Source organism: Arthrobacter monumenti (assembly GCF_054511255.1).
On sequence record NZ_JBTNCY010000008.1, the window covers coordinates 149,114 to 166,303 of the forward strand.

The following is a 17,190-nucleotide window of genomic DNA, read 5'->3' on the forward strand; positions in this document are numbered from 1 at the left end:
ACCATCCCCAGGGACAGCGGCATCGACCCGGATGGTGACGCTCACTCTGGCGACACTCTTCGGGTCGGAGTCATCGGCCTCGGCTGGGCCGGCCAGCAGCATCTGGACGCGTATCGGGAACTGGACGGCGTCGACGTCGTTGCGTTGGCTGGGATGGAAGCTGACCTCTTGACTCAGCTGGCCGGGGAGTATGCAGTACCGCATGCCTTCGGGACCTGGGAAGAGCTGCTGGATCTGGAGGGTCTGGACGCGGTGAGCATCGCCGTTCCCACCTTCCTGCATGCGCCGATCGCCGTCGCTGCCCTGGACCGCGGCCTGCACGTGCTCAGCGAGAAGCCGATAGCCCGGGACGGGAACGAGGGCCAGGAAATGGTCGACGCCGCACGGCGGGCCGGACGCGTCCTCGATGTTGCCTTCAACCACCGCCGTCGTGGTGATATCCAGGTGCTCAAGGGAATTATCGACGACGGCGATCTCGGTCGACCGTACTACGCCAAGGCTTCATGGGTCCGCCGCTCCGGGATCCCCAAGCTCGGCAGCTGGTTCACGAATAAGGAAATGTCCGGCGGTGGTCCGCTGGCCGATATAGGCGTGCACGTGTTGGACTACTCGCTGCACCTGCTTGGTGAACCGAAGGTTTTGAGTGTTTCTGCTGCCACCTTCGCCGAGCTGGGACCTCGCGGCCGGGGCGGCAACGACAGGGCAACAGCATTGAGCACCAATTTCGCCTACGAGGTGGAGGATTTCGCGTCGGCTTTCATCCGCCTGGAAGGTGGCGCCACCCTGATCATCGAGTCCGGTTGGGCCAGCTATCGCGATGAAGCGGACCTGATGGACTTCTCAGTCTTCGGCACCGACGGCGGGGCGGACCTGCGTGCCGCCGGTGCACCGTTGGCGCCCGTGGCCGAGTTGCGGGTCTACACCGAAAAGGACGGCAAGAACGCGGACTACACACCGGACGCAAAACCCGGCCGGGCGCACCGCGCCGTCGTCGAGGATTTCATCGCTGCCGTCCGCGGTGGCGAAACGGTCTGGGGCCAGCACGATGGGTCGGTCGCACTGAGCCGGGCCCGGATCATCGACGCCTGCTACCAATCGGCGGCCGAACACAGAGAGGTGCAGCTGTAACCATGAGCAACCCGGCATTGAAGATCACCGTCTGGAACGAGGGCGTGCACGAGGCGCGGCAGGAGCCTGCCTCGATCGCGGATCATTACCCGGATGGCATCCACGGCGCCATCGCGGCAGGACTGGCCAAGCACTATCCGGAAGCGGAAATCCGGACCGCTGTGCTGGCCGATCAGGAGCACGGACTGAGCGAAGAGGTCCTGGCGGACACCGATGTGCTGCTGTGGTGGGGGCACATCGCCCATGACGCGGTCGACGACGTCGTGGTTGACCGCGTGCAGCGCCACGTCCTGGGCGGCATGGGGCTGCTGGTGCTGCATTCCGGGCATTTCTCGAAGATTTTCACCCGGCTGCTGGGCACCACGTGTTCGTTGTTGTGGCGCAATGACGGCGAACGGGAAATGGTCTGGAACGTGAACCCGACACATCCAATCGCCGACGGGATTGACCATCCGGTTGTGCTGGACAAGCACGAGATGTATGGCGAGTTCTTCGATATTCCCGCCCCGGACGACCTGATCTTCATCAGTTCGTTCGAGGGCGGGGAGGTGTTCCGTTCCGGCGTCACGTTCAACCGCGGCAAAGGGCGGATCTTCTATTTCAGCCCGGGAGACCAGGAGTATCCGGTGTACCACCGGCCGGAGATCCGCCGCGTCCTGGCCAACGGCGTCCGGTGGGCGGCGAAACCTGAGCTGCACCGGAGCGCGCCGACGGTCCGGAACCCGCAACGGAATTGGTTCGCGCAGTAGCCCGGTCGGCGCGCACGGGAATGGGACGCGTTCTCGGTCGTATCGAAGACACGCCCGGGCTGGCTCCCCGTTGTGACATTTCGTCCCAGACGCGCAGGTCTAAATGTCACATCGGGGAGTCCCGGTCCAAGATTCCCTCAGGCCGGGTTCTCGAGTTCGGTGATGGCGGTGGCGGTGCGGTGGCCCATCCGGATGGCGCCGTCGACGTGCTGGAATCCCGCTCCGGCGATGTCACTGCAGGAGAAGTGGATCCGGCCGACCGGGTCGCGCAGGCTGTCGCCGTAACGGGACAGTCCGCCGAGGTCGAAGCTGGCCGCATAGGCTCCACGGGTCCATTCCTCGGTGCCCCAGTCGCTCTCGTAGTAGACCTCAGGGGTCAGCGCCTGATCGCCGTAGTAGCTGGCCAGCGAGGCAAGGATTTTCCGTTTCCGTTCCTCGGCCGACAGGGCGAAGACGCCGTCGGCGGTCTCATCCGAGACGAAGCCGACCAGTGTGCCGCGGGTGTCCCCGTGGTTGGTGTTGTCGTACGCCTCGTGCACCACCTGGTACGGACTGAAACATGTTCCGGAAAGCCCGTCCTCGCGCCAGAACGGGGTGGCATAGACCGCGTGCACCTTGATGACGAGCCCGAGCGAGAGGTGCTGATGCATCTGCTGCTGCCGCCGGGGCAGCGGCGGTTCGAAATCCACCCGCGAGATCAGGTTCGGCGGGACGGCCATCACCAAGTACTTGGCACGCACCGTTACCTCGTCCGCCACCGCTGTGACGCCGTCGTCGTCCCATTGAACCTTGCGCACCGGGGTGCCCAGCAACACGTCATCGCCGAGCCGTTCGGCCAGCCGCAGCGGAACCTGCTGCAGACCGCCGATGACGCGTTTGTCCAGAATGAAGTCGGCGTCGACCAGGTTGCTGAAACTGCCGGCGCTGGCCGCCATCAACACCGCCTGCAGCAGCGAGAACGCATGCGCCGGTTTGGTAAGCATTGCGTCGGCGATGAACATGGCGATGTTGTCACGCGCGATCTGGTCGTCCGTCTGCTGTTCCAGCCAGGTGCTGAAGGAGATCCGGTCAAGCTCGGCGGCGCGCGGGTGCTTCCATGGCTCCTCGGCGCCGACCTCCGCGGTCAACGTGTCGAGCCGTCCGATCAGCTCCTCCATCACGGCCGCCGATTCCGCCGCGACGGGGAAAATGTCGCCGGTGAAACGCGTCTTCTCCCCGGCCTCGTCGACATAGATGCTGTCGCCCTCGCGGTAGCGGGAATAGGTCTCCAGGCCCAGTTCCGCGAGCATCCCGATCAGCGCATCCTGATCCGGCGAAACCCACTGGCCACCCAACTCGAGCATCGCGCCGTCGATGTTCTCGGTCCAGAGCCGTCCGCCGACCCGGTCGCGGGCCTCCAGCACGGCGACGCTGAGCCCCGCTTTGGTGAGTTCGTGGGCGGCGGTCAGACCTGATGCTCCGGCGCCGATGATGACGACGTCGCGCTCGATGGTGCTCATGGTGGGTTCCTTTTGGTGTAGCGGTTGATTCATTGTTCAGTTGTTGCGGCCCCGACGCCGGCAGCTGGGTGGCCCCGACGCCGGCAGATGGCCTGCGGCCGGCGCCTGACCGTGGCGGCGTTACTCGGGGACCACGAGGGCCGGGGTGTCTTTCTGCAGCGTTTCGCCCTGGAAGAATTCCGGCCGGCTGCGGCGCATGAAGAGCATCACTACGATGCCGAGGGCAATGATCCCGACGCCGATAATGAAGACCAGCCCGACGCCGAAGATTTCCGAGCCGCTGCCGAATGCCGGATCCCAGCTGTCGACGGCGGTCTGCAGGAACACGACCAGCAGGCCGATCCCGCCCAACAGCGGGCAGAGCAACCGGAAGAAGAAGTTCCGCATGCTGGTGAACAGGGTCTGGCGGAAGTACCAGACGCAGGCGATGGCGGTCAGGCCGTAGTAGAAGCAGATCATCAGACCCAACGCCATGATGGTGTCGTTGAGGACGTTGTCGCTGAGGAAGCGCATCACGGCGTAGAAACCGGCCGAGATGGCACCGGCGGCGATGGTGGCGTAAACCGGCGAGTGGAAGCGGTCGCTGACGGAGGCGAACTTATCCGGCAGTGCCTTGTAGTAGCCCATCGCGAGCAGGCTCCGTGCCGGCGAGACCATCGTGGTCTGCAGCGACGAGGCGCAGCTGGACAGCACCGCCAGCGACAACAGGATCGCGAATGGACCCATCACCGGCGCCGCCAAGACCGTGAAGACGTTGCCCGCATTGTCGGGGTTGTTCAGCCCGAGGCCGGTATCGCCGACTCCGGCGAACATCACGGTGGCGATCGCGCCCAGCAGGTAGATGCCCAGGATGACGACGGCGGTCCAGGTGGCTCCGGCGCCGGCGGTGCGGCGGCCGTTGGTGGTTTCCTCGCTGACGGTCAGGCAGACGTCCCAGCCCCAGAAGGCAAAGATGGACAGCGACAGGCCAAGTGCGAAGGCGGAGAAGCTTTCAATCTGCAGCGGGTTGAACCAGTCCCAGCTGAAGGCCAGGTTGGATCCGGTGATGCCACGGGAGATTCCGGAGAATGCGCCGATCACGAACCAGGCCAGCACAGCCAGCTGGAAACCGACCAGGATGTACTGCACGGTCTTGGTGGTGCGCATGCCGCGGCAGGAGACCAGCACCGCGAGCCCGACAAAGGCCAGGCAGGTGGCGACGTTGATGAAGATGTTGCCGGCCAGGTCGGCGATCCAGCCCTGCGAGGTCAGCTGGGCCAGGAACAGGTAGAAGAAGTCGACCGCAACGCCGGCCAGGTTGGAGAGCACTATTATGTTCGCCGCGAGCAGCCCCCATCCGCCAATCCAGCCGATGTACGGGCCGAAGGCCTTGGTCACCCAGGTGAAGGTGGTGCCGCTGTCCGGCGAATCCGCGTTGAGTTCGCGGTAGCCGAGCGCCACCAGGAACATCGGGATGAAGCCGACAATGAAGATCGCGGGCAGATGGACGCCGATGGCCTGAACGGTGGGACCGAGGGAACTGGTCAGCACGTAGGCGGGGGCAATCGTGGAGATACCGATGACGACGACGGCGAGCAGCCCCAGCTGCCCTTTCTGCAGCCCCTTGGCGGTAATTCCGCCGGATGGCTTGTTCCCGCCGGGGGCCGGCGTACGGGTGGTCTGGCTCATCATTGGGCCTTTCGGGGTTGTTGTTGCGTAATGCAATGGATGCCGCCGCCGCGGGCGAAAAGTTCGCGTGCGTCTACGCTGATCACGCGTCGTCCGGGATAGGCGGCTGCGAGGATGGATCGGGCCTGCTCGTCATTCGGGTCATCAAAACTGCAGGCGATCACCCCACCATTGACGACGAGGTGGTTGATGTAGCTGTAGTCCACATACCCCTCCTCGTCCGTCAGGGTTTCGGGGGCCGGAACGTCGATGATGTTCCAGCTGCGTCCGGCCGCGTCGTGTGTGCCGGCCAGGAAGCTCTTCAGGTCGCGGCTGACCTGGTAGTCGGGGTGATCCGGGTTGTTCTGTGCATGAAGGAGCAGCACGCCCGGCGACGGGATGGCTGCCACGATGTCCACGTGCCCGCGGGTTCCATACTTCTGCGCATCGCGGGTCAGCCCCCGCGGCAACCAAATCACATGAGTGGCGCCGATGGTACGGGCAAGTTCGGCCTCGACGTCCGCCTTGGTCAGTCCGGGATTGCGGTCCGGGTCCAGCTGCACGGTCTCGGTGACCAGGACGGTGCCTTCGCCGTCGACCTGGATGCCGCCGCCTTCGTTGACGAGCGGTGAATCGATCCGTTCGACGCCGGCCCAGTTGGCAACTGCCGTGCCGATCTTCTCGTCCTTGTCCCACTCGGCCCAGTCCTGCCGGCCCCAGCCATTGAAGACCCAGTTGACCGCCGCCAGCCCGCCGTCGTCGTTCATCACGAAGGTAGGTCCGATGTCCCGCATCCAGGCATCGTTGAGCGGCGCGGTTTCGATCTCCACCTCAGGCTTAAGGTAGCTGCGGGCAATGCCGGCGTCGTCCTCGGTGGCGACGACGGTGACCGGCTCGAATTCGGCCACAGCATTTGCGACGGCAGCCCAGGTGGAGCGCGCGGCGTGCGCCTCCTCCGGGGTATCGCCCAAAGCATAGCCGCCGGGCGGGAAAGCCATCCAGATTTTCTCCTGCGGCGCCGGCTCCGACGGCATCCTCCATCCGCTGTTCAACGTGTCCATGGTCAGCCAACCCCACGGATGGCGGCGGAGGGGACGTCACCGTACGGGGCGCCGGGGCGCACCGGTTCGGTAAGCCGGCTGTACGTTTCGGGACGGCGGGTGGTCAGGAAGGGGAAGAGCTCCAGCCAGTCGTTGCGCTGTTCGAGATCCAGATCCGCGACCAGCACGGCCGACTCGTTCCGCGGCGCCTGCACAAGGATGCGTCCGTAGGGATCCGAGATGAAGGAGGAACCATAGAAGGTCACGTTTCCTTCGTCGCCCCAGCGGTTTGGTACAACCATGAAGAGGCCGTTCGCGATGCCGTTTCCAACAATGACCTGTTGCCACAGCGGCTGGGTATCGAAGGCGGGGAAACTTGGTTCGGAGCCAATGGCGGTCGGGTAAGCCAGAAGTTCGGCACCGCCCAGCGAATACATCCGTGCGACCTCCGGAAACCACTCGTCCCAGCAAGTCGGCATCCCCAGGCGGGCGCCCCCCAGTTGGGCCGGGGCATGGATCTGGTACGAATCCTCTGCCGCCGGGCCCTGGCGGAAGTACTTGTCCTCGTAGTATCCGGCGGTGACCGGGATGTGCAGCTTATGCGTCCGCGCCAGCAGCTCCCCTTCGGGGGATACAAGGATGGCCGTGTTCAACCCAAGCCCGTCGCCGGCGTCGGCCTTTTCGTAAAGCGAGGCGTGGACACAGACATTATTGGCCCGGGCCGCAGCTGCGGCGAACGTAAAGGTCGGCCCCGTCAGCAGGTCTTCGGCATCAGCTGCGGGTTCCGACTCCGGGAGGGTATCGGCCGGATACCTGGACAATGTGAGTTCGGGCAGGAACACCACCGAGGCTCCGTGCGCAGCAGCCCGTTCGATGCCCTCGTTGAGTTCAGACTGCAAACGATGCGGGTCTGCATCCCAGCGGTGCTGGACCAGTCCGACGCGCAGTGGCTTGCGGGACGGGTCGGCGGTGCGGGCGAAAGAAGCCGGCGGGTCGAGGCGGGTCAGTTCAATCATGATTCTCCAGAGAGAGACGGCGGTCACATAAACGAATAGCGTTCGTTTAGTATGAACGACGACAAACCCGCTTGGCAAGATGAAAACGAAAATCGTTCATTTAAATTTTATGACGACCGCCCCCGGCGCTTCATTCATGGGAGGCAACCAATCGCTCGCCGGAAGCGGGCCATGACTTCGCGCAAACCGAACCGGTACTTTCAGGCCAACGCCAGCTGCGCGAAGGAGAATTAGCCGAAGGCAGTTCGTCGCTACTCCACGATCGCGGCGGGTACGACACTCCCTCATTGTCCAATGTTCCCGAGAGGCTGGATCCAGCTGTTCAGATGCACAGTGTGGAGCCAGGACTGCAGAACTACCCTTGTTTGGAAATCAATGTGACTACCAACACATACAGAGAAAAAGGAAGTATATGACAACAGCGACGTCAGATACGCAGGACTCATCCCTGCTGAAGGTTCTGGGCAACTGGGACGCACTTGCGCTCGGCTTCGGCGCAATGATTGGTTTCGGCTGGGTAGTCCTAACCGGAGGTTGGATTTCTTCGGCAGGCACGATGGGGGCGGTTCTGGCGATGGTCACCGGCGGCGTCATCATGGGAGTGGTCGGACTTGCTTACGCTGAGCTCACAGCGGCGATGCCTAAGGCCGGCGGGGAACATAACTTCCTGCTCCGAGGCATGGGGCCTAGATGGTCCTTCATCGGCTCATGGGCTATAACCGGCGGTTATGTGACGATCGTAGCTTTCGAAGCGGTAGCCCTGCCGCGCACTGCCGAGTATCTTTTTCCCAATCTAAGCCAAATTCCCTTGTGGGAAGTCGCCGGTGACCAAATTCATTTGACGTGGGCCTTGATAGGAGCCATCGCAGCGGTAGTGATCACCGGCATCAACATTCTCGGCGTAAAGATGGCGGGAGCGGCCCAAATTTTCGTCGTAATTTTCTTGTTGATTATCGGCTTGCTGCTGGTATTGGGATCATTCACCGGCGGTTCAACCGTCAATATGGAGCCGCTCTTCAATGGGGGTATCGGCGGCTACTTTGCGGTGCTGGTCGTTGTACCGTTCTTATTCATCGGCTTCGACGTGATCCCGCAGTCAGCCGAAGAGGTAAATATTCCGGCACGTAAGGTCGGGAAGCTTGTAGTCATCGCGGTTGTACTGGCAACGATTTGGTATGTGATGACTATCCTTACGACATCTTCTGCCCTGCCGATCAACGAATTAGCAGAGACGGATATTGCGACCGCGGATGCCATGGGAGCGCTATTTGGCAGCGACTTCATGGCGAAAGTACTCATTGCGGGAGGAATCGCAGGAATCCTCACTTCCTGGAACTCCCTACTGCTCGGCGCTTCCCGGCTGATGTATTCAATGGCACGTTCGGGAATGCTTCCATCCTGGTTCGGCAAACTACATCCAAAGTTCCGCACGCCGGTCAACGCCCTGGTCTTTATTGGCAGCCTGTCTTTTCTTGCACCGTTCTTTGGCGAAGCCATGCTGGGATGGCTGGTTGATTCAGGCGCACCGAGCATCATCATTGCCTACATTCTCGTGTCCCTGGTGTTCTTGATCCTGCGCCGGCGGGAGCCGGAAATGGACCGCCCTTTGAGAGTTGGAGGAAGCGGCGCCGGTGGCAGCATCATAGGAATTGCGGCAGTGGTTCTCTGCGTGGCACTACTAAGTCTCTACATGCCCGGAATGCCGGCTTCACTGACGCCGGCTCCATGGATCCTCTTTGGCGTGTGGTGGGTGATTGGACTTGCCTTCTTCATCCGGATTCCAGGTGGCATTGCAGCCGGTGAGGACTGCGAGGAACGACTGCTTGAACGCTTGCGCACCAGCAAACTCTGACGAGAAATCCGCTCTTTCACGCTCGCATTAGATATTCGGAAGCGCCGGCCAGGCGGACATCATGTCGTCATGTCCGTCTGGCCGGCGCATTTTCTGCTCACACAGTGAATGCCACTGACCTTACCTGTCAGTCCTTAGCCGCAGCGTGCCGCTTGAGCATCCGGACCACCTCGAGCAGTCCCTGCACAGACTCCTCTTTGCCGATGCCGGCCTCCTCGGGCCAGATGCCGGCGAGGGTCGCGTTGTAGTAGAGGCCATCGCCAAGCAGCATGATGGCGCGCGCAATGGAGTGATCCCCCACCTCCTCGACGATCAGCTCAAACCAAGCCTGGTGGATCCGCTGCAGTTCCTCGCGGGCCTCGGCCTCCGAGGTCTGGCTCATGCGCATAGCGGCAATCAAAGTCTGATCCAGGCCACTGCCGACGTACACCGACTCACGGACGAAATACATCGACGGGCCATCAGGATCCGTCCGCATGGCTTCGATGTCGGCATCGGCGAGGGCCTGCAGTTTTTGAACCAGCGCCGCGGCCAAGGCTTCCTTGTTCTTGAAGTGGTACAGCAGCCCGCCCTTTGACACTCCGGCCTGGGCGATCACGGCGTCCATCGTGGCGGCCCGCTCCCCTTCTTTTATGAGCAGGCTTTCGAACGCCGACAGGACTTTGTCACGGGCGGAAGGTTTGGCAGGCATATCTGTACCGTACCCGGTTCTTTACTGTACCGTCTAGACGGTATAGTATTTCTCCATGTCCACTTCCACTGCCACACCTGTAGTCGCCAAGGGCCGTGCCGGACGCCGCGAATGGCTCGGGCTGCTGGTGCTGATGCTGCCCGTGGTGCTTGTCGCGGCAGACAATACGGTCCTCAGCTTCGCCATCCCCTCCATCTCCCTGGCTCTGAATCCGAGCGGCACGGAACTGTTGTGGATTATCGACGTCTACTCGCTCGTCCTCGCCGGCTTGCTGGTGCCGATGGGCAGCGTGGGCGACCGCATCGGACGCCGCCGTCTCCTGCTGATTGGCAGCGCAGGCTTCGGCGTGGTCTCGGTGCTGGCCGCTTTCGTACCGAGCGGCGAAATGCTCATCGCGGCGCGGGCTGTGCTTGGTTTCTTCGGGGCCATGCTGATGCCGGCCACCCTGTCGCTGATCCGCAATATGTTCACCGACGCGACTCAACGCCGGACCGCCGTCGCCATTTGGGCTGCCGGATTTTCCAGTGGCGCCGCGCTCGGACCGATCGCAGGCGGTTTCCTGCTCGAGCATTTCTGGTGGGGTTCAGTATTCCTGATGGCTGTGCCGGTGTTGATTCCGCTGCTGGTGCTCGCGCCGTTCTTCGTCCCGGAGTCCCGCGATCCTTCGCCCGGACCTGTTGATCCCATCAGCATCGGCCTGGCATTGCTCACCATGGCGCCGGTCGTCTACGGCATCAAGGCTGTTGCCGTCGACGGCGCCAGTGCGGCTTCCGTGGCTCCCATCGCCGTCGGACTGATCTTCGGTGTGCTCTTTGTCCGGCGTCAGCTCCACCGCCGCATCCCGATGCTCGACGTACGGCTGTTCCGGAATCCCGTTTTCAGCGGCGCACTGGCTGCCAACTTGCTCAGCATTTTCTCGCTGGTCGGCTTCATCTTCTTCCTGTCCCAGCACCTGCAGCTGGTGGCGGAACAGTCGCCGGTCGAAGCGGGCCTGACCATGCTTCCCGGACTTGCGCTGACCATCCTGGCCGGCCTCGCCGTCGTACCCGTGGTCCGGCGGATCAAGCCGTCCTACGTCGTCGCCGGCGGGCTCCTGCTCAACGCCGCGGGGTACTACGTTGTGCTTTCGACCGGGGATCAGGGCGGCGTGCACGGCGTGATGGCCGGATTCATGATCCTCGGCGCGGGAGTGGGAGCGGCCGAGACCATCTCCAACGACCTGATTCTGTCCAGTGTCCCGGCCACCAAGGCTGGAGCGGCGTCGGCCATTTCGGAAACTGCTTACGAGCTCGGCGCCGTACTGGGAACCGCGATTCTGGGCAGCATCGTCACCGCGGCATATCAACTCAATGTGACCATCCCCGCCGGACTCAGCGGTCCCGACCAACTGGTGGCGGGTGAAACGCTGGGCGGGGCCATCGACGTCGCCGGTTCCCTGCCGTCCGGGCCCGGCCACGCACTGCTTGAGTCAGCGAAGGCTGCCTTTGATTCGGGGGTGGCGACGACGGCGGCGATCGGCGTTGCGCTGATGGTCAGTGCTGCCGTCATCGTGCTGCTGACGCTGCGTAGCACCAAGGCCGACCGCTGACCATCTGCACAACACAATCACTGAAGGACTGGCCAGCTGCCTACTGCCGGAAAACCTACAGCCCCATACTCTGGGAAAGCACCCTCCCCGTTTCATCAACAAGGAACATGTCAATGACGACTGAAGTATTATCCGCTCCCGCCACCCCCGCCGCTCCGGCCACAGCTCCCTTCCGGGATACCGGCGCCGAGGCGCTCGAAAACGCCCAGGCACAGCTCTCCGCCGCGGTCCAGACCCTCGGATTCAGTAACGGCCTGCACCAGCATCTGGCCAAGGCCCGGCGCGAAATGACGGTCGGAATTCCGCTGCGCCGCGACGATGACAGCGTCGAAATGCTGACCGGGTACCGCGTGCAGCACAATTTTTCGCGCGGCCCGGCCAAGGGCGGCCTCCGCTACAGCCCGAATGTGTCGTTGGACGAGGTCCGCGCGCTGGCGATGTGGATGACCTGGAAGTGCTCCCTGCTCAACGTGCCGTACGGCGGAGCAAAGGGCGGGATCACCATCGACCCGCGCAACTACTCGCAGCGGGAGCTGGAGCGGGTTACCCGCCGCTACACCAGCGAGATCCTGCCGATCATCGGGCCGGACAAGGACATTCCCGCCCCGGACATCGGAACCGACGAGCAGACGATGGCCTGGATGATGGACACTTATTCGGTCAACGTCGGGTACACCGTGCCCAGCGTCGTCACCGGGAAACCGGTAAGTGTCGGCGGTTCGCTCGGCCGTCCCTCCGCCACCTCCCGTGGCGTCGTGCACATTGCCCTGGCGGCGCTGAACCACGCCGGCCTCGCGCCGGCCTGCTCCACAGCCGTCGTGCAGGGCTTTGGCAAGGTTGGTGCCGGTGCTGCGGAGTTCCTGGCCGACGCCGGTGTCCGGGTGGTCGCCGTCGGGGACCAGTACGGGGCAATCCATGCCGCCGAGGGCTTGGACATCCGCTCGCTGAACAACCACGTCCGGACCACCGGAAGCGTGGTCGGCTTCTCCGGCTCTGATCCGATCCCCTCTGACCTGCTGCTGGAACTGGACGTCGACCTGCTGGTTCCGGCCGCCGTCGAAGGTGTCCTGCATGCGGACAATGCGGCGCGGGTCCAGGCGAAGGTAATTGTCGAAGGCGCCAATGGTCCGACGACGGCGGCAGCGGACCGGATCTTCGCGGACAACGGGATCCTGGTCGTGCCGGACATCCTGGCCAATGCCGGCGGCGTGATCGTCTCCTACTTCGAGTGGGTGCAGGGAAACCAGGCCTACTGGTGGACCGCCGCGGAGGTGGAGGAACGGCTCGAAAGCCGGATGCTCGCCGCCTGGCACAATGTGCTGACCGTGGCGAACCGCCGCAGCCTCAACCTGCGCGAGGCGGCGACCGTGACCGCCGTCGAACGCGTTGCCGAAGCACACCAAATCCGCGGACTGTACCCCTGATCCACGCGGTGGGGCGGTGCAACACTTCTGAGTGTCGGACGGGGAATATAGGCTGGGGCAGACAGCAATGTTTCGAATGCCTACCCCGTCCGACCCGGGATTTTCAGGAGCAGTTCATGACAGATGCCACCGCCCCCACCGTCCGTCTCAAGAACGGCGCTTCCATGCCCGTGCTGGGATTCGGCACCTGGCCGCTCGATGATGCGGAGGCGGCCGACGCCGTCGAAACCGCCATCGGTTCCGGCTACCGGCTCTTCGATACCGCGGAAAACTACCGGAACGAGGCGGGCGTCGGCGAGGGGATCCGCCGTTCCGGGATCGACCGCGGCGACATGTTCATCACCACGAAGTTCAACAAGGATTGGCACAGCTACGACGGCGCCCAGCGTGCCTTCGAGAACAGCGCCAAGCTCCTCGACGTCGACTACATTGACCTGCTGCTGATCCACTGGCCGAATCCCGGGCAGGACCGGTACGTGGACGCCTTCAAGGGGCTGGCCGCCCTGCTCGAGGACAAGCGGGTGCGGGCGATCGGCACATCGAACTTCAAGCCGGCCCATCTGCAGCGGGTGCTCGATGAGGGACTGGTTCCGGATGTGAACCAGATCCAGCTCGATCCCCGGCACACCCGGCCTGATGCGCGGGACTTCCATGCCCGGAACGGCATCGTCACCGAGTCGTGGAGCCCGCTGGGCAAGGGTGGGGACCTGCTGCAGGAGCAGACCATCACATCTTTGGCAGACAAGTATGGCAAGACGCCGGGGCAAATTGTCTTGCGCTGGCACGTACAACTGGGTGCCGTCGTCATCCCGAAGTCCGCCAAACCGGAGCGGATCCGGCAGAATATCGATATCTTCGATTTTGAGCTGGCTCCGGACGACATGGACAGCATCTCCGCGATGGACACCGGCGTCAGCGACATCGCCGATTCGGACGATTTCGGCCACTAAGCCTGCCGCTCAGCCGGCGGATCAATCGCTGCCGGCGGCCGGAATCTCCACCTCTTCGGACGTCGGCGCGGGTTCGGTCAGATTCCGCCGTGTGGACAGCCGTGCCCAGAAGTACAAGCCGGCTACCGCACCCGCCAGGGCAACGACTCCGGCAGAAGCGGCGGCGCCGATCGGAACCAGCGTTACCAGCAGGGCGCCAAAGCCTGCGCCGAGTCCGGACGCCGTCCGCAGCAGGGAAAATCCTTCGATCCTGCGGTGTGGGTCCAGCGCGTCCTCCACCAGCAGCGAGGCTGTCGTTCCAAGCGGGGCCAGGCACAAACCGACGAGTACCGCGCCGGCCAGGACGAACACGAAGTTCAGGCCCAGCGCGATCAGCACCGCACCGGCCATCATGCCGGCGAGCAGCACCAGCAGTATCGCTGTCGAACCGCGGTAGTTGCGCCATGTCCAGAAAACACCACCAGACACACTGGCAATACAAAGTACGACGACGATCACGGTCGCCCAAGTGGCATCCCGGCCCAGCCGCAACGCCAGCGCGACCGCACCGACTTCGACGATCGCCACGATGGACGCGGCGGCGAAACCGGCCAGCATCCACCCGAACAGCCGGGGCACCATGGAGGCACCTTTGACCTGTGGTGCGCTCGGGGCGGCCGGGGCGTTGCCGGGGACGAAAGCGGCTGCGGCCGCGGTGAGGGCTGCCATGACGATCAGGGGCATCGATTCGGTGATGAGTCCAAGGACTCCTACCAGGACCGGCCCGATCACGAACATCAACTCGTTCAGCGTTGCCGTCAATGCGACGCTGCGGCGCAGGTCTGCGAAACCGACGATGCCGGTCAGCAATGCCCGGAAGCCGCCCGGAACGGCGGAACCGGCCGCTCCCGCAAGCGCCGCCAACCCGATTAGCAGATAGGTCTGAGCTGACATGAGGACGGCGGCGAGAAGGATACCGAACACCGCGGCGCGCAGCAGTAACAGCAGCCGCAGTCCGGTATTGGAGGAGGCACGGTCCAGCAGCCGGCTGACCGGAATGGCCAACGCCACTTGGCTGAGGATCATCGCAGACACCATGCCGGCGCCGGCCGAATACGAGCCCGTCAGGGTCGCCGTCAGGGCGGTGAACGTCAGCGGCGCCATTGCCGCCGGCAGGTTCGACAGGTGCGAACCCGTGGACCACAGCCAGAACCGGCGGCTGAGGTAGAAGGGCGTGGTCATCCTCCAAGCTTAAGGGCGCCAGCGGTTTCGGTCCCGGCAATCCAGATGCGTTCTCCGGTCTTGATTGTGTAGCTACAATAGCGACATAATGAGGACACATTATCGATGAGGGAATCATGGAATCTGTTGGCCTGCGGGAACTGAAAAACCACTTGAGCGCACACATCTCCCAGGTAAAGAGCGGGGGGACAGTGACAGTAACGGAGCATGGTCGTCCCGTCGCCAGGATTGTGCCCATCGAAGAGCGGTCCATCCTGGAAGAACTAATTGAATCCGGAGTGGCCACCCCGCCGGTGCGCAGCCGGCGCTCGAAACCGCACCCGCTCGCAGCCAGCGGAACCGTGTCGGATCTGGTTGCTGATCAGCGCCGGTGATTCTCTATTTAGACACTTCTGCCCTGATCCCACTGATTATCAGCGAACCATCCAGCGGTTCCGTCGCCGAACTGTGGGAAAGCGCCGATACGCTCGTGTCGTCCGGGCTTGCCCGTGTCGAGGCCGCCGCCGCCTTGGCTATGGCCGCACGGATGAACCGCATTAAACAGGGAGATCTGGAACCCGCGCTTGAACGGCTCGACCTGCTTTTGGGCGACATGGCCTTGATCAGTCCAACCACGCCGATACTCAAACAGGCAGCATCCCTGGCCGTCATCGAAGATCTCCGAGGTTACGATGCCGTGCACCTTGTCTCGGCCTTGACCGTCAACGGACCGGCAACTGCAGTCGCAGCCGGCGACCGTAATCTCCTGTCGGCCTGCTCGAACCAAGGTTTGATCACCATCGATATCAACCAAGGCGGCAATACATAAACTCAGACGCTGCAATACATAGACCCACTCATTTCGACGGGCGGGCCTCGGACAGAACGCACCGGGGCCCGCACCAAAACGGTGCGGACCCCGGTGTCCTGTTCAGGAGACCCTCTAAAAGAACCAGCGGGAACGGCGGTTATGGGCCGACGTCGCCGCGGGGCTTCAGCACGAACAGTCCCCTGTCGATGCTGCCCACCGCCACGACGTTCTGCTCGTAGTAGGGGTAGTTGCTCCAGGTTCCACCTTCGAAGGTCGCGTTGTTGTTCTCCGGGTAGACGTCGAAGAATCCGACCTCGCTGAGCTCGCCGTCGGCGACCTGGCTGGTATCGAAGATTCGCAGACCGGAGGTGTAATTCGAGGCAAACGCCCGGTCGCCTTCGGTGTAGATGTTGTGATCGATGGAATCGGTTCCGTTGTCGTAGGCGCCGATCACCTCGGGGTTGTCCAGGTCTCGGACATCCCACACCCGGGTGGTCGTGTTGATTCCCCGTGTTGCCTCATCGAGCTCGTCCCCATGCAGGAAGTAACCCTGTCCCGGCGTCAACCAGCCCTGGTGGCTGTAGCCATCGTTCTCGTAGTACACCTTCGAGAGCGTCACCGGGTTCGACTTATCGGTGACATCCGCGATGGTCAGGGAGTTTTCTCCACCATCGGCATTCGAGTTGAAGCAAATCTCACGGCCCTGGTAGGTGACATCCGGACCCTCGTACATCACGCACTGCGTATCGTGGATGTAGCCGGCACTGGAATAGCATCCTGCAAAGTCCGGGCTTGCCGGGGCGCTGATATCCACCATGTGCAGGCCGCCGTCGCAAGTGCGGCTGCCAACGACGTAGGCATAGCCGGAATCCTCGTTGATGTTGAGGTTATGGGCACTGCCGAATTCGCCGTAGTGGGCGGTCTCTTCGAAGACGGTCGACTCACCGGTGACACCGCGCAGTTCCCTGAGGTCGAAAACCTGCATCCCATGCTCGGCGTTCTCGGACACTATGTAGGCATGGTGGCCCGAGACCTTGATATCCCGCCAGACGTCGCCGCCCAGCGTGGAATGCGTGGGCAGGATGCCGACGACGTCGGGGCGTTTGGCATCGGTGATGTCGACGAAGACCGTGCCTTCGATACCGCCGACCAGGGTGTACTCGTGTCCGGTCTTCGGATCCGTCCAGCCCCAGATATCGTTCACGAAGCTGAGCCCGAGGTCTGCCCTCGTCAAATGGCTCATCATGTCGACGCCGTCACAGGGGTAGGTTTTGGCGGCCATGCCGTTGATGCAGGGCGCAAATCCGTTCGGAGCGTTACTCTCCGGATTTGCAGCCGAGGCAGCAACGTTTTCAAACTCGTGTTCCTGGGCTTCCATTGACGGTGGCTGGACGGCGCCCTTGCCGTCGTCGTGTGCTGTTGCCACTGTGCTGCCCAGGCTCACCGCCAAAGCGGCGCTGATCACCGAAGCTCCTATAAGCCGGGTTAGTCGAGCCATGCATGTACCTCCAAAGAAAAGAGCAGCCGCTTGCTGAAGGGGATTGCCCGTCGCTGCCGGCCGCTCGTGCGAACGTAGTTATTCGAACGTATGCATA

At 63.1% G+C, this 17,190-nt stretch carries 15 protein-coding genes; 8 read left to right on the top strand and 7 right to left on the bottom strand.

Annotation, left to right across the window (positions count from 1 at the left end; all coding sequences use genetic code 11):
- Positions 1-21: 21 nt before the first annotated feature.
- Positions 22-1,128 carry a Gfo/Idh/MocA family protein gene (locus tag ACX80B_RS13705; protein WP_459297272.1) on the top strand — a complete coding sequence of 369 codons (1,107 nt, stop codon included), beginning with the start codon at positions 22-24 and terminating at the stop codon, positions 1,126-1,128.
- A gap of 2 nt (positions 1,129-1,130) precedes the next feature.
- Complete coding sequence (locus ACX80B_RS13710; RefSeq protein WP_459297055.1) at positions 1,131-1,877, top strand: ThuA domain-containing protein; 747 nt, start codon at positions 1,131-1,133, stop codon at positions 1,875-1,877.
- Positions 1,878-2,014: 137 nt separating this feature from the next.
- On the opposite strand, the gene ACX80B_RS13715 is transcribed toward ACX80B_RS13710, so the two are convergent.
- The 4 genes from ACX80B_RS13715 to ACX80B_RS13730 form a co-directional block, all read right to left on the bottom strand.
- Positions 2,015-3,376, bottom strand: coding sequence for a flavin monoamine oxidase family protein (locus tag ACX80B_RS13715; protein ID WP_459297057.1), 1,362 nt, complete (start codon positions 3,374-3,376; stop codon positions 2,015-2,017).
- A 120-nt stretch (positions 3,377-3,496) separates the two neighbouring features.
- Entirely contained in the window at positions 3,497-5,044 is a 1,548-nt protein-coding gene (locus ACX80B_RS13720) for an APC family permease (RefSeq protein ID WP_459297059.1), read from the bottom strand.
- Complete coding sequence (locus ACX80B_RS13725; RefSeq protein ID WP_459297061.1) at positions 5,044-6,084, bottom strand: agmatine deiminase family protein; 1,041 nt, start codon at positions 6,082-6,084, stop codon at positions 5,044-5,046. Before ACX80B_RS13725 ends, ACX80B_RS13720 begins: the two co-directional genes overlap by 1 nt.
- A 2-nt stretch (positions 6,085-6,086) precedes the next feature.
- Positions 6,087-7,079 (bottom strand): nitrilase-related carbon-nitrogen hydrolase, encoded by a 993-nt coding sequence (locus ACX80B_RS13730; protein WP_459297063.1) that lies wholly within the window; start codon positions 7,077-7,079, stop codon positions 6,087-6,089.
- 412 nt (positions 7,080-7,491) lie between these two features.
- Here ACX80B_RS13730 and ACX80B_RS13735 point away from each other — a divergent pair, with 412 nt between their 5' ends.
- Complete coding sequence (locus ACX80B_RS13735) at positions 7,492-8,931, top strand: APC family permease (RefSeq protein WP_459297274.1); 1,440 nt, start codon at positions 7,492-7,494, stop codon at positions 8,929-8,931.
- 127 nt (positions 8,932-9,058) lie between these two features.
- Here ACX80B_RS13735 and ACX80B_RS13740 read toward each other — a convergent pair whose 3' ends face one another.
- On the bottom strand, positions 9,059-9,622 hold the full coding sequence (locus ACX80B_RS13740; protein ID WP_459297065.1) for a TetR/AcrR family transcriptional regulator: 564 nt from the start codon (positions 9,620-9,622) through the stop codon (positions 9,059-9,061).
- A gap of 55 nt (positions 9,623-9,677) precedes the next feature.
- Here ACX80B_RS13740 and ACX80B_RS13745 point away from each other — a divergent pair, with 55 nt between their 5' ends.
- The 3 genes from ACX80B_RS13745 to ACX80B_RS13755 all read left to right on the top strand — a co-directional run bounded on the left by ACX80B_RS13745 (position 9,678) and on the right by ACX80B_RS13755 (position 13,584).
- Complete coding sequence (locus tag ACX80B_RS13745; RefSeq protein ID WP_459297067.1) at positions 9,678-11,210, top strand: MFS transporter; 1,533 nt, start codon at positions 9,678-9,680, stop codon at positions 11,208-11,210.
- A gap of 113 nt (positions 11,211-11,323) precedes the next feature.
- Positions 11,324-12,634, top strand: coding sequence for a Glu/Leu/Phe/Val family dehydrogenase (locus ACX80B_RS13750; protein WP_459297069.1), 1,311 nt, complete (start codon positions 11,324-11,326; stop codon positions 12,632-12,634).
- Positions 12,635-12,750: 116 nt separating this feature from the next.
- Positions 12,751-13,584: an aldo/keto reductase gene (locus ACX80B_RS13755; protein WP_459297071.1), complete on the top strand. Its 834-nt coding sequence runs from the start codon at positions 12,751-12,753 to the stop codon at positions 13,582-13,584.
- Between the two features lie 21 nt (positions 13,585-13,605).
- Here ACX80B_RS13755 and ACX80B_RS13760 read toward each other — a convergent pair whose 3' ends face one another.
- Positions 13,606-14,805: an MFS transporter gene (locus ACX80B_RS13760; protein WP_459297073.1), complete on the bottom strand. Its 1,200-nt coding sequence runs from the start codon at positions 14,803-14,805 to the stop codon at positions 13,606-13,608.
- Positions 14,806-14,921: 116 nt separating this feature from the next.
- On the opposite strand from ACX80B_RS13760, the gene ACX80B_RS13765 reads away from it, so the two are divergent.
- Both ACX80B_RS13765 and ACX80B_RS13770 read left to right on the top strand, forming a co-directional pair.
- Complete coding sequence (locus ACX80B_RS13765; protein WP_459297075.1) at positions 14,922-15,179, top strand: type II toxin-antitoxin system Phd/YefM family antitoxin; 258 nt, start codon at positions 14,922-14,924, stop codon at positions 15,177-15,179.
- Positions 15,176-15,613, top strand: coding sequence for a type II toxin-antitoxin system VapC family toxin (locus ACX80B_RS13770; RefSeq protein WP_459297077.1), 438 nt, complete (start codon positions 15,176-15,178; stop codon positions 15,611-15,613). Before ACX80B_RS13765 ends, ACX80B_RS13770 begins: the two co-directional genes overlap by 4 nt.
- A gap of 139 nt (positions 15,614-15,752) precedes the next feature.
- Here the strand turns inward: ACX80B_RS13770 and ACX80B_RS13775 are convergent, their stop codons facing one another.
- Positions 15,753-17,093 carry a choice-of-anchor B family protein gene (locus ACX80B_RS13775; RefSeq protein WP_459297079.1) on the bottom strand — a complete coding sequence of 447 codons (1,341 nt, stop codon included), beginning with the start codon at positions 17,091-17,093 and terminating at the stop codon, positions 15,753-15,755.
- Positions 17,094-17,190 lie beyond the last annotated feature (97 nt).

Coding starts and splice junctions, on each gene's coding strand:
- ACX80B_RS13710 (WP_459297055.1), top strand. CDS start 1,131: ATGAGCAACCCGGCATTGAAGATCACCGTCTGGAACGAGGGCGTGCAC.
- ACX80B_RS13715 (WP_459297057.1), bottom strand. CDS start 3,376: ATGAGCACCATCGAGCGCGACGTCGTCATCATCGGCGCCGGAGCATCA.
- ACX80B_RS13720 (WP_459297059.1), bottom strand. CDS start 5,044: ATGAGCCAGACCACCCGTACGCCGGCCCCCGGCGGGAACAAGCCATCC.
- ACX80B_RS13725 (WP_459297061.1), bottom strand. CDS start 6,084: ATGGACACGTTGAACAGCGGATGGAGGATGCCGTCGGAGCCGGCGCCG.
- ACX80B_RS13730 (WP_459297063.1), bottom strand. CDS start 7,079: ATGATTGAACTGACCCGCCTCGACCCGCCGGCTTCTTTCGCCCGCACC.
- ACX80B_RS13735 (WP_459297274.1), top strand. CDS start 7,492: ATGACAACAGCGACGTCAGATACGCAGGACTCATCCCTGCTGAAGGTT.
- ACX80B_RS13740 (WP_459297065.1), bottom strand. CDS start 9,622: ATGCCTGCCAAACCTTCCGCCCGTGACAAAGTCCTGTCGGCGTTCGAA.
- ACX80B_RS13745 (WP_459297067.1), top strand. CDS start 9,678: ATGTCCACTTCCACTGCCACACCTGTAGTCGCCAAGGGCCGTGCCGGA.
- ACX80B_RS13750 (WP_459297069.1), top strand. CDS start 11,324: ATGACGACTGAAGTATTATCCGCTCCCGCCACCCCCGCCGCTCCGGCC.
- ACX80B_RS13755 (WP_459297071.1), top strand. CDS start 12,751: ATGACAGATGCCACCGCCCCCACCGTCCGTCTCAAGAACGGCGCTTCC.
- ACX80B_RS13760 (WP_459297073.1), bottom strand. CDS start 14,805: ATGACCACGCCCTTCTACCTCAGCCGCCGGTTCTGGCTGTGGTCCACG.
- ACX80B_RS13765 (WP_459297075.1), top strand. CDS start 14,922: ATGGAATCTGTTGGCCTGCGGGAACTGAAAAACCACTTGAGCGCACAC.
- ACX80B_RS13775 (WP_459297079.1), bottom strand. CDS start 17,093: ATGGCTCGACTAACCCGGCTTATAGGAGCTTCGGTGATCAGCGCCGCT.